The sequence below is a fragment of the Rhizobacter sp. LjRoot28 genome (assembly GCF_964253025.1).
Lineage (GTDB): Bacteria > Pseudomonadota > Gammaproteobacteria > Burkholderiales > Burkholderiaceae_C > Rhizobacter.
Genome location: NZ_CAXUQC020000001.1, coordinates 2,660,538 through 2,673,423 on the forward strand (window position 1 = coordinate 2,660,538; position 12,886 = coordinate 2,673,423).

Consider the following 12,886-nt stretch of genomic DNA (forward strand, 5'->3'; position numbering starts at 1 on the left):
CGCGCAGGGCACTCTCCGACTTGACCGCCCTGCCGCATTCCCGCGTCGGGAATGTCCCATGTCTGGGTTTCCGACAGGCCGTGCCATCATCGCCGCCCGCAGTGAGGGAGTGCTCCCATGACGCAAGCCTCTTTGTCCGACTTCGAGATGGATTCCGGCCATGCCCTCGTTGCCGCGATTGCGTCGGGGCGAATCAGCGCGCGCGAAGCTTGCGATGCGGCGATCGCGCGCATTGAACGACTCGACGCCACGCTCAACGCGGTCGTGGTCCGGGACTTCGACCGCGCGCGCGAACAGGCAGCGATGCGGGACCGGCAACGCGCGCAAGGCGACCGGCTACCACTGCTCGGTCTGCCGATGACAGTCAAGGAATCGTTCGACGTCGCCGGCCTGCCGACCACCTGGGGGCTGCCGCCGTTCCGAGACTTCCGGCCGAAGAAGGACGCGCTCGCCGTCGAACGCCTGAAGGCTGCCGGCGCCGTCATCCTCGGCAAGACCAACGTGGCGCCGTCGCTCGCCGACTGGCAGAGCACGAATCCGGTCTACGGTCGGACCGTGAACCCACACGATCCCTCGCGCGGCCCTGGCGGGTCGTCGGGCGGCTCGGCGGCGGCGCTCGCGTCGGGCATGGTGGCCCTCGAATGCGGTTCCGACATCGGCGGTTCGATTCGTGTCCCTGCCGCGTTCTGCGGGGTGTTCGGCCTCAAGCCGAGCTTTGGCCTGGTTCCCAGCCAAGGGCACGTGTTTCCCGGCACCGACGGTGCCGAAGTGGACCTGGCGGTGGTCGGGCCATTGGCGCTCAACGTCGTCGACCTTGAAATCGCTCTGGGCGTTCTCGCCGGCGCGGGTTCCATGGACAGCGTCGCGTGGCGCGCGGATCCGCCGGCCCCGAAGGTGCGGGGCCTTGCCGATTGCCGACTGCTGGTTCTCGACACTCACCCGCGGGCCCGCACCGATGCCGTCATCCGCGACGCATTGGAAGGCCTCTGCCGCAATGCGTCACGCGCCGGCGCAGACATCGCCCGCGAGAGCGCGCTGCTGCCGGACCTGGGCATTGCGCACGACGACTACGTGGCCATGCTGACGGCAATCGTGACGCGCGGTGCGCCAGACGTCGAGAAGGTGCTCTCGGCACACGAGTGGTTCGACCTGCTCGACAAGCAGATCCGGCTTCGCCGTCAGTGGCAGGCCCTGTTCGAACGCTTCGACGCTGTCGTCGCGCCGACCTTCGGCACCGTGGCCTATCCGCACATTGACCTTCCGGACATGGCCAGTACGACGTTGATGATCGATGGCGAGGCCACGCCCTACGGCGCACAACTGGCCTGGCCTGGCGTCGCCACCTTTGCCAACCTGCCGGCGACCTCGGCACCGATCGGCTGCACGCCGGACAGGTTGCCAATCGGTGTCCAGGTGATCGGCCCGTTTTTGCAGGACCGGACGACAATCTCCATCGCCGGATGGTTGAGCGCGCTGCAGGCCGATTGACCTTCGGCTGAAGGGTCGTTGACGCTGTCGCGACGTGCTCGTCAAGCGTCTGCCGGCAGAGGCCGCCAGCAACGGGCCCGAGCTTGTCTTCCACTGCGCGACTCACCAGGCGGCTCGGATCGCTTTCCTGCAACGACAGCCGGGGCATTCCGGAACGCCTTTGCAGCGCCCGAAGCTTCGGCGCAGATTGAGGCCTTCGCTCCATCGGCCTCTTCCATGATCCAAGCCCATCTCGTTGGCGCGCGTCCATTGGCGACGCTGCCACGCTTGCACAACCTGCTGCTCGCCGCCGGCATCGTCGTTGCGACAGGGTGCACGACGGTCGCGCCACAAGGACCACCGGTGGAGGAAGTGGACGCTGCGGCGGTGCGCGGCTGCACGGCAGTGGGTGAACTGAACGCGCGCAGCCTGCGCGACAGCGGCTCGCCTGCGGCCGACCTGCAGCGCGTACGGGAACAGCTGCTCGCCGAGGCACGGACGTTGGGCGCGACGCACCTGGTGCTCGCGGAGCGCGACCTTCGCTATGCCCTGGCAACGGCGCGCGGCACTGCATACCGTTGCGGCTGACCGCTCGCGCCGCCACCCGCTTGGCATGCCGTCGGCTACCACGCCAATCCGGGCGCGTCGCGGAAGGACGCGTTGCCTTGCAGGGTGACGCTCGGGTTGCGCGGCGTCCCGCGTGGGCTCCTAGAATCGGCCGACACGGCAAGCCTGGGCTTCTGGCCCGGCTCTTGCTGAATCCACGCCAGGAACCCACCCATGAGCATCAGCGCATACATCAAGGAAATCGGCCGCGGCAAGGACGGCGCCCGTCCGCTCGACCGGGCGCAGTCCCGGGACCTGATGGCGCAGGTGCTGGACGGCCAGGCCACCGACCTGGAGGTCGGCGCTTTCGCCGTCGCGATGCGCATCAAGGGCGAGACGACCGACGAGCTCGCGGGCTTTCTCGACGCGGTCACGGAGCGCTGCGTGCCCTTGCAGGCGCCCGGCCCGGCGGTCGTGCTGCCGTCGTACAACGGCGCGCGCAAGCTGCCCAACCTCACGCCGCTGCTGGCCTTGATGCTGGCCCAGGAGGGCGTGCCCGTGCTCGTGCACGGCATGCCGGAGGACCCGACCCGAGTCACGACGGCGGAGGTGTTCCACGACCTCGGTCTGCCGGCCGCCACCTCGCCCGAGGAAGCCGCGCAGGCCTGGGCCCGGCGCGAGCCGGTGTACATGCGCACCGACCGCCTGTGCCCGCCGCTTGCGCGGCTGCTGGACGCCCGCTGGGTCATCGGCCTGCGCAACCCGGCCCACACCGTGGCGAAGCTGCTGGATCCGTTCAGCAGTTCGGGTTCAGTGCGCATCGTCAACTACACCCACCCGGAGTACGCCCACATGCACGCCGCCTTCCTCCAGCACATCGGCGCCAATGCGGTGCTGATGCGCGGGACCGAGGGCGAACCCGTCGCCGATGCGCGGCGCCTGCCCAAGCTCGACGTGTTCGTGCGCGGCGAGCCCCGCCCCGACCTGTCCCTTGGCGCGCACGAAGGCGTGCTGCGCGAGCTGCCGGTGCTGCCGCGCACCTGCGATGCGCCCACGACCGCGCTCTACATCCAGTCGGTCCTGAGCGGCGAGAAGCCTGCACCGGAACCCTTGCTGCGGCAGGTGGACTGCCTGCTCAAGACCCTGGCGGCCGTGTCCGGCACGCCGGCCGCCCAGGCCGGTGCATCCGCGTCGTCGGAGACAGCCGCCTGAGACCGCGCCGGCGGCCCCGCGGCGGCCCGCGATAATCCCTGCCTTTGCCCGCGCGACCTGCGGCGCCTTCCCATGCATTCCTACGACGCCGTCGTCATCGGCGCCGGCGCTGCCGGCCTGTTCTGTGCCGGCATTGCCGGCCAGGCCGGCGCGCGCGTGCTGGTCATCGACCATTCGGCCAAGGTGGCCGAGAAGATCCGCATCTCGGGCGGCGGCCGGTGCAACTTCACCAACCGCGATGCCGGCCCGGCCAACTTCCTGTCGGACAACCCGCGCTTCTGCCGGTCCGCCCTCGCCCGCTACACGCCCCAGGATTTCATCGCGCTCGTGCAGCGGCACCGCATCGCCTGGCACGAGAAGCACAAGGGCCAGCTCTTCTGCGATGAATCGGCCGAGGACATCATCGCCATGCTGCTGCGCGAATGCGATCAGGGGCGCGTGACACGCTGGCAGCCGTGCGGCGTCCAGGCCGTGCGCCAGGCGGGTGCGGCCTTTGAGGTCGATACCGATCGCGGCGTGGTGCGCAGCGCGCGGGTGGTGGTCGCCACCGGCGGCCTGCCCGTGCCGCAGATCGGCGCCACCGACTTCGGCCTGCGGCTCGCCCGCCAGTTCGGCCACCGGATCATCGAGACGCGGCCCGCGCTCGTGCCCTTGACCTTCGATTCGGCCGCATGGGCGCCCTTCGTGCCGCTGGCCGGCCTGTCCCTGCCGGTCACGATCCGCACGGGTCCCGCCAAGGGCGGCGGCGAATTCCTGGAAGACCTTCTCTTCACCCACCGGGGCTTGAGCGGGCCGGCGGTGCTGCAGATCTCGAGCTACTGGCGCGGCGGCACGCCGATCACCATCGACTTGGCGCCGGGCCAGGCCCTGGGCACGGCCCTGCGCGAGGCCAAGCTCGCCTCGCGGCGCAAGGTCGGCAACGAACTGCTGCGCTTCCTGCCTGCGCGCTTGGCCGAGGCGTGGCTGGGCGAGGAGCCCGGCCTCTCCGATCGCCCGATTGCCGAGACCAAGGACAAGGACCTGGACCGACTGGCCGCGAGCCTGCAGTCGTGGCAGCTCACGCCGAGCGGCACCGAGGGCTACCGCAAGGCCGAGGTGATGGCCGGCGGCGTGGACACGCAGGGGCTGAGCTCGCAGACGCTGGAGAGCCGCAGCGTGCCCGGCCTGCACTTCATCGGCGAGGTGGTGGACGTGACCGGCTGGCTGGGCGGCTACAACTTCCAGTGGGCCTGGGCCAGCGGCGCCGCGTGCGGTCGTGCGATCGGGGCCGCGGCCGCCGCCGACAGGGCCTGATCGCCACGAAATCGCGGGGCCGGCCCGAAATTGCCCGACAATGCCGGGTTGGCGCGTCGGCGCCTTTGAACACCCCCAGCTCGCGGCTCATTCACACCATGGCAACCATTCTTCAGCAACTGCCTGCCGGCCAGAAGGTCGGCATCGCGTTTTCCGGCGGACTCGACACCAGCGCGGCGCTCCACTGGATGCGCAACAAGGGTGCGATCCCCTACGCCTACACCGCCAACCTGGGCCAGCCGGACGAGCCCGACTACGAAGACATCCCGCGCCGCGCGCTGCAGTACGGTGCCGAGGCGGCCCGCCTCATCGACTGCCGCAGCCAGCTCGTGGCCGAAGGCATCGCCGCCCTGCAGGCCGGCGCCTTCCACATCTCCACCGCCGGCGTCACCTACTTCAACACCACGCCGATCGGCCGCGCCGTCACGGGCACCATGCTCGTGGCCGCCATGAAGGAAGACGACGTCAACATCTGGGGTGACGGCAGCACCTTCAAGGGCAACGACATCGAGCGCTTCTACCGCTACGGGCTGCTCGCCAACCCGGGCCTGAAGATCTACAAGCCCTGGCTCGACCAGCAGTTCATCGACGAACTCGGCGGCCGCGCCGAGATGTCGGAGTTCATGCGCCAGGCCGGCTTCGCCTACAAGATGTCCGCCGAGAAGGCGTACTCGACCGACTCCAACATGCTCGGCGCCACCCACGAGGCGAAGGACCTGGAGCTGCTCAGCAGCGGCATGAAGATCGTGCAGCCCATCATGGGCGTGGCGTTCTGGCGCGACGACGTCGAGGTCAAGCGTGAGGAAGTCACGGTTCGCTTCGAGGAGGGCCACCCGGTCGCCCTGAACGGCGTCGAGTTCGCGAGCCCGGTCGACCTGCTGATGGAAGCCAACCGCATTGGCGGCCGCCACGGCCTCGGGATGAGCGACCAGATCGAGAACCGCATCATCGAGGCCAAGAGCCGCGGCATCTACGAGGCCCCCGGCCTCGCGCTGCTGTTCATCGCCTACGAGCGCCTGATCACCGGCATCCACAACGAAGACACCATCGAGCAGTACCGCGACAACGGCCGCCGTCTCGGCCGCCTGCTCTACCAGGGCCGCTGGTTCGACCCGCAGGCCATCATGCTGCGCGAGACCGCCCAGCGCTGGGTGGCCCGCGCCATCACCGGCGAGGTGACCATCGAACTGCGCCGTGGCAACGACTACTCGATCCTGAACACGGTGTCGTCCAACCTCACCTACAAGCCCGAGCGCCTGACGATGGAAAAGGGCGAGTCCACCTTCTCCCCGCAGGACCGCATCGGCCAGCTGACCATGCGCAACCTCGACATCATCGACACGCGCGACAAGCTGGAAACCTACGCCAAGGTGGGCCTGCTGTCGCCGGGCACCGGCACGGCCATGCCGCGCCTGGGCGGCACCGAGAAGTGATGCAGGCGGGCACGCACTGACGAATGGCTTGCGCCAGCCAAAGACGGTGTCTATAATCGCCGTCTTTGCTGGCAAACCCGCGCGTCGATTCGTCCAGGCCTTGAGGCTGGATTCCGGAACCTCCACTTCGAGACACCGGGCGAACACCGAGCGCACAAACATCTGGATCTATGACTTCGATTCGCGTTAAAGAGAACGAGCCCTTCGACGTGGCCCTGCGCCGCTTCAAGCGCACGATTGAAAAGCTGGGCCTGCTGACCGACCTCCGCGCCCGCGAGTTCTACGAGAAGCCCACGGCTGAGCGCAAGCGCAAGAAGGCTGCCGCCGTCAAGCGCCACTTCAAGCGCATCCGCAGCATGCAGCTGCCGAAGCGCCTGTACTGAGCCCTCCCGCTCAGCACGCCAAGCCCGCTCATGCGGGCTTTGTTGTTTCTGCCCTGCCCCTTTCAACTTACCTCATTCACCTTGCGCCCGACCCGCTCGCTCGCCCCCCGCTGAATCTGCCCGCGACCCGCCGCGCCCTTTCCGTACCGACCCAGGAGCCGCCATGAGCCCCCTCAAAGACAAGATCAACGACGACATGAAAGCGGCGATGCGCGCCAAGGATTCGGCCCGCCTGCTGACCATTCGCGGGCTGCTGGCCGCACTCAAGCAGAAGGAAGTCGATGAGCGCGTCGAGCTCGACGACGTGGCCGTGATCGCCATCGTCGACAAGCTGGTCAAGCAGCGCAAGGACTCCATCACCCAGTTCACCGCTGGCGGCCGGCAGGACCTGGTCGACAAGGAAAGCGCTGAACTTGCGGTGCTCGAGGCCTACCTGCCGCAGCGCATGGGCGCCGACGAAGTGGCCGCCGCCGTGGGCGCGATCGTGGCTGAGCTGGGCGCCGCGGGCCCCGGCGACATGGGCCGCGTGATGGCCGCTGCCAAGGCGCAACTCGCCGGCAAGGCCGACATGGCCCAGGTGTCCACCGCCGTCAAGCAGGCCCTGGCCCGCTGAAACCACGTCCGGAGGCCAAGCGATGAGCGAACCCACCCTCCAACGCCTGAGCGATGAGGTCTGCGCGACGGCGCAGTTGCAGCCCGAGGCGATGGCCTGGGCGGCCGCCCAGGGCTTTCGCAGCGTGATCAACAACCGTCCGGACTTCGAGCACGGCCCCGACCAGCCGACCAGCGCCGCCATGGAAGCGGCTGCTCGCGACGCCGGCCTGGCCTATGTGCACCTGCCGGTGGCCGGCGGCTACCAGTCGCCCGAAGAGATCGCCCGCTTCGGCGAACTGCTGGATTCGCTGCCCAAGCCCATCCTGGCGTTCTGCCGCAGCGGCGCCCGCGTGGGCAAGCTGTTCCAGGCGGCCAGCGCATCGCGCCCGTGAACCCCGGGGCGCCCGATGCCCGGCCGCGCGGCCGGGGTGCGGTTGACCCTTCCCGTAGTCCTTTTCCTCAGCGGGTGTTCGCATGAAAGCCTTGCTCCTCCTGTCCCGCGGCATCGACTGGCTGACCCACAAGACCGGCTGGATCGCCGCCGTGGCCGTCATCGCCTCGTGCCTCATCAGCGCCGGCAACGCCATCATCCGGTTCATCTTCAGCAACAGCTCCAATGCCTGGCTCGAGATCCAGTGGTACCTCTTCGCCGCCTGCGTGATGCTGGGCGCGGCCCATGTGCTGAAGGTCAATGAACACGTGCGGGTCGATGTGATCTACGGCCGGCTGAAGGGCCGCGGCAAGGTCTTCATCGACCTCTTCGGCCTCGTGTTCTTCCTGCTGCCGGTCATGACGCTGATGCTCTGGCTCTCGTGGCCCTACTTCGTCGGCATGTACCAGTCGGGCGAGGTGTCGGGCAACGCCGGCGGCCTCATCCGCTGGCCGGCCGTGCTCATGCTGCCGCTCGGCTTCGGGCTCGTGCTGCTGCAGGGCGTCTCCGAGATCATCAAGCGCGTCGGCTGGCTGCTCGGCGTGCACGACATGGACACCACCTACGAAAGACCGCTCCAATGAGCATGCAAGATTTCGCCCCGATGATGTTCGGGGGGCTGATCCTGGTCATGCTGATCGGCTTCCCGGTGGCCTTCTCGCTCTCCGCCCTCGGCCTGCTGTGCGCCTTCATCGCCATCAACATGGGCTGGTTCCCGCCCGCGTTCATGACGGCGCTGCCGCTGAACGTGTTCGGCATCCTCTCGAACGACCTGCTGCTGGCCATTCCGTTCTTCACGCTGATGGGCGCCGTCCTCGAGAAGTGCGGGCTGGCAGAGGACATGCTCGACTCCATGGGCCAGCTCTTCGGGCCGGTGCGCGGCGGCCTCGGCTACTCGGTGATCATCGTCGGCTTCATCCTCGGCGCCATCACGGGCACCGTGGCCGGACAGGTGATCGCCATGGCGATGATCTCGTTGCCGGTGATGATGCGCTACGGCTACAACATGCGCTATGCCACCGGCGTGCTGGCGGCCTCGGGCACGATCACCCAGATCGTGCCGCCGTCGCTCGTGCTCGTGGTGCTGGCCGACCAGCTCGGCAAGTCGGTGGGTGACATGTACCGCGGCGCCTGGGGCCCGTCCATCCTGCAGGTGGTGCTGTTCGCGCTCTACACCTTCCTGCTGAGCCGCATCAAGCCGGGGCACGTGCCCGGCGTGCCGAAGGAGGCGCGCACGCTGGACGGCTGGGCGCTGTGGAAGAAGTGCCTGCGGGGCATCATCCCCTCGGCCATTCTCATCTTCGCCGTGCTCGGCAGCATGGGCGGCCTGCCCGGCATCGACATCGCCGTGGCGACGCCTACCGAGGCGGGCGCCATGGGGGCCGTCGGCGCGCTCATCCTGGCCGCGCTGCACGGACGCATGAACTGGCCGCTGATGAAGGGCGCCATGGCCGGCACCATGCGCATCACCGCCATGGTGGTGTTCATCCTGATCGGATCGCGTGTGTTCTCGCTCGTGTTCCAGGGCGTCGACGGCGGCCTGTGGATCGAGCACCTGCTGACCAACCTGCCGGGCGGCCAGACGGGCTTCCTCATCGTCGTCAACATCTTCATCTTCTTCCTGGCGTTCTTCCTCGACTTCTTCGAGATCGCATTCATCATCCTGCCGATGCTGGGCCCCGTGGCCGACAAGATGGGCATCAACCTCATCTGGTTCGGCGTGCTGCTGTGCGTGAACATGCAGACGAGCTTCATGCACCCGCCCTTCGGCTTCGCGCTGTTCTACCTGCGCGGCATCTCCGATTCGCTGTTCAAGAACGGCTCGCTGCCCCGCAAGGTGCTGTCGTCCGACATCTACCTCGGCGCCATTCCCTGGGTGATGCTGCAGTTGCTGCTGGTGGTGATCGTGATCTTCGTCCCGCAGACAGTGACCTTCCTGCTCGACGAGGAGGTCAAGGTCGACCTGGACAAGGTGCAGATCGAGGCGCCCGTCGAGGAGATGGCACCCGAGCCGTCCACCGACGACATGAGCGATCTCTTCAATGAGACCCCGGCGGAGCCCGCGGCCGCACCGGCTTCGGCGCCGTGAGTGACGCCGTGGCACCGGTCGGCCCGAACGCCGAGGCCGCACCCAGCGCCGAAGGCCCGGCCTTTCCGGTCGTCGTTCGCGCGCTGGTGACGGCGCTCACCGCCTGGGTGTTCGCCGCCGGCTGGCAGGCCATGGACAAGCCCGCCGTGCAGCAGGCCTCGTTCGAGGCGAAGGCGCTCGTCGCGGCCGGTCTCGCGGTACTGGTGATCGTCACGCTCTGGGTCTGGCGCAGCCGCACCGAGGTAAACGCGGAATTCATCCGGCAGACGTGGATCTGGCCGAAGCGGGTGGCGTGGGCCGATGTCAGCCACGCGAAGATGATCTACGTGCCCTACCTCGCCTGGCTGGTGGCGCCCCGCTTGGTGGTGCGTTCCGGCGCCGGCATGGTGACCGTCTTCCATGCGGCCGACCATGAGCTGCTCACCACCTTCACGCACTACGCCTTGTCGCCGGGTCTGCGCCAGTCCGCGCGCTGATCCCCGGTGGCTCGATCAGAGGTAGCGCGCCCACAGGCTGTTGCTGAACCGGCCCGCCGGGTCGACCCGCGCCTTGAGTGCCCGCAAGGCCTGCACCTCCGGATAGGCGCGTTCGAACTGCGCCCGGGTGGCGTGCAGCTGGTAGGGCAGGTAGTAGCGCCCCTCGTGCGCCAGCGCCAGGTCAATCAACTCGCGCGTCCACATGCCCACCGCCTCGCAGGCCTCGTCCGAGGTGCGCTGCTTGTGGTAGAGCACGAAGGAGAAGACCTCCTCCCGCGCCCACGGCAGCAGCGCGACGGTATCGGCCGGCGTGTGCCGCACCGACACGTTCACCACGTGCACCCGGTGCCGCTGCAGCACCTGGGCCATGCCCTGCACGAAGGCCTCGAAGTGGCGCGGCGGCACGAAGTACTCCTGCAGGGCGTAGGTCGTGATGCGGCGCGTGCGTGGCTCCAGCTCGGCGACGTCGAGGCTGGCCTCTCGATTGAGCCAGCACACCGCCGGTGAACCGAGCCGCAGGGGGTCGATCACCTTGCGGCGCAAGCCACCCCCGCCCGGCAACTCCGTCACCGCCCACAGGGCCGTCTGCTCCAGGCCGTGGCTCGCCCCGTGAGGCGTCAGGCGCAGCGGGTCCGTGACAGCGGCGTCCGTGCGATGCCAGGTCACGCACACCGGCCGATCGAAGGCCGGCGGCCGCAAGTCGGCGTTGTGCAGCACGCTGGTGGCGTGGCCGCGGACGGCCTGCTCGAAGTGGGCGCGGTACGCCGCCAGCGGCAGCTCCTTCACACGCCGCTCGATGCGCACGTTCTCCGCGAGGGCCAACTCCACCTCCACGATGACGCCCACCGCGCCGTACCCGCCGATCGCCGCGGCAAAGAGCTCGGGGTGCTGCTCGCGGCTCGCCTCCACCACCGAGCCGTCCGCCAGCACCAGGGCCAGGGCCTGCACGCTCTGGCCCACCGGTCCGTGGCCCACGTAGCGGCCGTGGGCGTTGACGGACACTGAGCCTCCCACGGTGAAGTTGGCGTAGCTCTGCATGGTGTGGACGGCCAGGCCCAGCGGGTCGAGCACCTCCTGCAGCGCGCGCCAGCGCATGCCGGCCTGCACGCGCACACGTCGCTCGTCGGCACGCAGCCAGACCAGCTGGTTCAAACCTCGCAAGTCGAGGTGCAGGCCGTCCGCCACGGCGACCTGCCCTCCCATGCTGAAGCGCCCGCCCCCGACGCCGATGGCGCCGGGCCAGGCCGTGACCATCGCCGCCACTTCCGCCACCGTCTCCGGCCGTTCGATGCGGGCCACGGTCACCGGATAGAGGGCCGTCACGTTGTCCACGCGAAGCACCAATGGCGCCGCGCCGAGCGCCGGCGCCAGCATGAGCAGGCCGGCAGCCCCCAACGCCTGCACGAGCCTTCGGCGGGCGGGATCGGTCGGCGCATGCGGCTCCCCGGCGAAGGGCTCGATGGCTGGCGGGCGGGACGAATGCGGCGGCGACATGGGTGCGGAGTCTGCCAGCACCGGCGCGTAGGCGGAGCCCCTCCGAGGGGCGAACCGGACCTGACCGGCGACAATCGGGTTCTGGCTCCGGCCCACCCTGCTCTGCCCTGCTCCCTGGCTTCCAGCTCCATGCCCATGTCCGTCTCTCCCGTGCCATCGGCGCCCTTCGCTGCCGACCCCGACACCCACCTCGTCACCCTGCCCAACGGCGTGAGGGTGGTGACCTTGCGCCTGCCGAATGTGGAGAGCGTCCAGATCAGCGTGTTCGTGCGAACCGGCAGCCGCCACGAGAGCCGACTGCTCAACGGCATCAGCCACGTCGTCGAGCACATGGCGTTCAAGGGCACCACCTCGCGCAGCTGCCAGCAGATCAACCTCGACGCCGAGCGCCTGGGCGCCGACGTCAACGCCCACACCGACAAGGACCACACGGCGTACCACATGCGCGGCCTGGCCCGCGACGCCGCGCGCTTCGTCGGCATGCTGGGCGACATCGTGCGCAACAGCACCTTTCCCGAGGCGGAGCTCGAGCGCGAGCGGCAGGTCATCCTGCACGAGTTCACCGAGGACGAGGACGATCCGCTGTCGACTGCCTACAAGCTCTTCGACAAGCTGTGCTTCGGCAACCACCCGCTGGCGCAACCCGTCATCGGCACGCGGCGCAACATCGAACGATTCACCCGCGACGACCTGCTCGGCTACGTGCAACGCCAGTACACCGCCGGCAACGTGATCGTGGCCATTGCGGGCAACGTCGACCCCGACGCCATGGCGCGGGAGGCCGAGGCGGCGTTCGGCAGCATGCCCGGCGGCCCGGAGAACGTCGTCCCGCCGCCCGCCCACGTGGGCGGCGCCGCGACCAAGCGGCAGCCGGGCTTCAGCCAGACCCACGTTGTCCTCGGGTACCCCGTGCCCCGCCTGAGCGAAGACCACCAGGCCGCCGTCGTCGCCGCAGCGCTGTTCGGCGACGGCATGAGCTCGCCGCTCATGGACGAGATCCGCGAGCGTCGCGGTCTCGTCTACTACGCCTCCTGTTCCGCGGACGTCTTCGACCTCAGCGGCCAGTTCGTCATCGAGGCGTCCACCTCGCCGTCGCAGCTGCAGGAATGCGTGGCCGGCATCGCCGGCCTCCTGGCCCGCCAGGTCGAGCGCATCGATCCCGTGGACCTGGAGCGCGCCCGCAACCAGATCGCCGTGCGGCAGCTGCGCACTCACGAACGGCCGGTACGCCGGCTGGAAGCTGCTGCGCAGGACGTGTTCGCCTTTGGCCGCGTGCGTTCGCGCGCCGAGATGGCAGCCGGCATCGAGGCGGTGAACGCCGAACAGGTGCGACAGGCCTTCGAGGCGCTGCTCCAGGCGAAGCCCGCCATCGCCGTGGCGGGCAAGGTGCCGGCCGGCACCAGCCACCGACTGGAAGAACTGATGGCCGCGGCCCGACGCTGAAGCCCGAGGCGCCCTGCCACGAAGGA

The 12,886-nt window shown here is 69.0% G+C and carries 13 protein-coding genes; 12 read left to right on the forward strand and 1 reads right to left on the reverse strand.

The genetic code is table 11. The features are described 5' to 3' along the window. Positions 1 to 117 precede the first annotated feature (117 nt). From ACSQ2F_RS12155 to ACSQ2F_RS12205, 11 genes are all read left to right on the forward strand, one after another. Positions 118 to 1,488, forward strand: coding sequence for an amidase family protein (locus ACSQ2F_RS12155; RefSeq protein ID WP_436023092.1), 1,371 nt, complete (start codon positions 118 to 120; stop codon positions 1,486 to 1,488). A 216-nt stretch (positions 1,489 to 1,704) separates the two neighbouring features. Next, positions 1,705 to 2,055 carry a hypothetical protein gene (locus tag ACSQ2F_RS12160; protein ID WP_436023094.1) on the forward strand — a complete coding sequence of 117 codons (351 nt, stop codon included), beginning with the start codon at positions 1,705 to 1,707 and terminating at the stop codon, positions 2,053 to 2,055. A gap of 192 nt (positions 2,056 to 2,247) precedes the next feature. After that, positions 2,248 to 3,225 carry a DNA-binding protein YbiB gene (gene ybiB, locus ACSQ2F_RS12165; protein ID WP_436023096.1) on the forward strand — a complete coding sequence of 326 codons (978 nt, stop codon included), beginning with the start codon at positions 2,248 to 2,250 and terminating at the stop codon, positions 3,223 to 3,225. A 72-nt stretch (positions 3,226 to 3,297) separates the two neighbouring features. Next, positions 3,298 to 4,518: an NAD(P)/FAD-dependent oxidoreductase gene (locus tag ACSQ2F_RS12170; RefSeq protein ID WP_436023098.1), complete on the forward strand. Its 1,221-nt coding sequence runs from the start codon at positions 3,298 to 3,300 to the stop codon at positions 4,516 to 4,518. A gap of 98 nt (positions 4,519 to 4,616) precedes the next feature. Next, positions 4,617 to 5,951: an argininosuccinate synthase gene (gene argG / locus ACSQ2F_RS12175; RefSeq protein WP_436023100.1), complete on the forward strand. Its 1,335-nt coding sequence runs from the start codon at positions 4,617 to 4,619 to the stop codon at positions 5,949 to 5,951. A gap of 170 nt (positions 5,952 to 6,121) precedes the next feature. Beyond that, positions 6,122 to 6,334: a 30S ribosomal protein S21 gene (rpsU, locus tag ACSQ2F_RS12180; RefSeq protein ID WP_047503026.1), complete on the forward strand. Its 213-nt coding sequence runs from the start codon at positions 6,122 to 6,124 to the stop codon at positions 6,332 to 6,334. Between the two features lie 163 nt (positions 6,335 to 6,497). Further along, positions 6,498 to 6,947 (forward strand): GatB/YqeY domain-containing protein, encoded by a 450-nt coding sequence (locus tag ACSQ2F_RS12185; RefSeq protein WP_436023103.1) that lies wholly within the window; start codon positions 6,498 to 6,500, stop codon positions 6,945 to 6,947. A 22-nt stretch (positions 6,948 to 6,969) separates the two neighbouring features. Beyond that, entirely contained in the window at positions 6,970 to 7,320 is a 351-nt protein-coding gene (locus tag ACSQ2F_RS12190) for a TIGR01244 family sulfur transferase (protein WP_436023105.1), read from the forward strand. Positions 7,321 to 7,402: 82 nt separating this feature from the next. Then, entirely contained in the window at positions 7,403 to 7,942 is a 540-nt protein-coding gene (locus ACSQ2F_RS12195) for a TRAP transporter small permease subunit (protein ID WP_436023107.1), read from the forward strand. Then, complete coding sequence (locus ACSQ2F_RS12200) at positions 7,939 to 9,447, forward strand: TRAP transporter large permease (RefSeq protein ID WP_436023109.1); 1,509 nt, start codon at positions 7,939 to 7,941, stop codon at positions 9,445 to 9,447. Before ACSQ2F_RS12195 ends, ACSQ2F_RS12200 begins: the two co-directional genes overlap by 4 nt. Continuing rightward, on the forward strand, positions 9,444 to 9,923 hold the full coding sequence (locus tag ACSQ2F_RS12205) for a hypothetical protein (RefSeq protein WP_436023111.1): 480 nt from the start codon (positions 9,444 to 9,446) through the stop codon (positions 9,921 to 9,923). Before ACSQ2F_RS12200 ends, ACSQ2F_RS12205 begins: the two co-directional genes overlap by 4 nt. A gap of 15 nt (positions 9,924 to 9,938) precedes the next feature. Here ACSQ2F_RS12205 and ACSQ2F_RS12210 read toward each other — a convergent pair whose 3' ends face one another. After that, a complete protein-coding gene (locus tag ACSQ2F_RS12210) occupies positions 9,939 to 11,417 on the reverse strand; it encodes an FAD-binding oxidoreductase (RefSeq protein WP_436023113.1) in 1,479 nt (492 codons plus the stop codon). A gap of 135 nt (positions 11,418 to 11,552) precedes the next feature. Here ACSQ2F_RS12210 and ACSQ2F_RS12215 point away from each other — a divergent pair, with 135 nt between their 5' ends. Then, on the forward strand, positions 11,553 to 12,860 hold the full coding sequence (locus tag ACSQ2F_RS12215) for a M16 family metallopeptidase (protein ID WP_436023115.1): 1,308 nt from the start codon (positions 11,553 to 11,555) through the stop codon (positions 12,858 to 12,860). Positions 12,861 to 12,886: the final 26 nt, after the last annotated feature.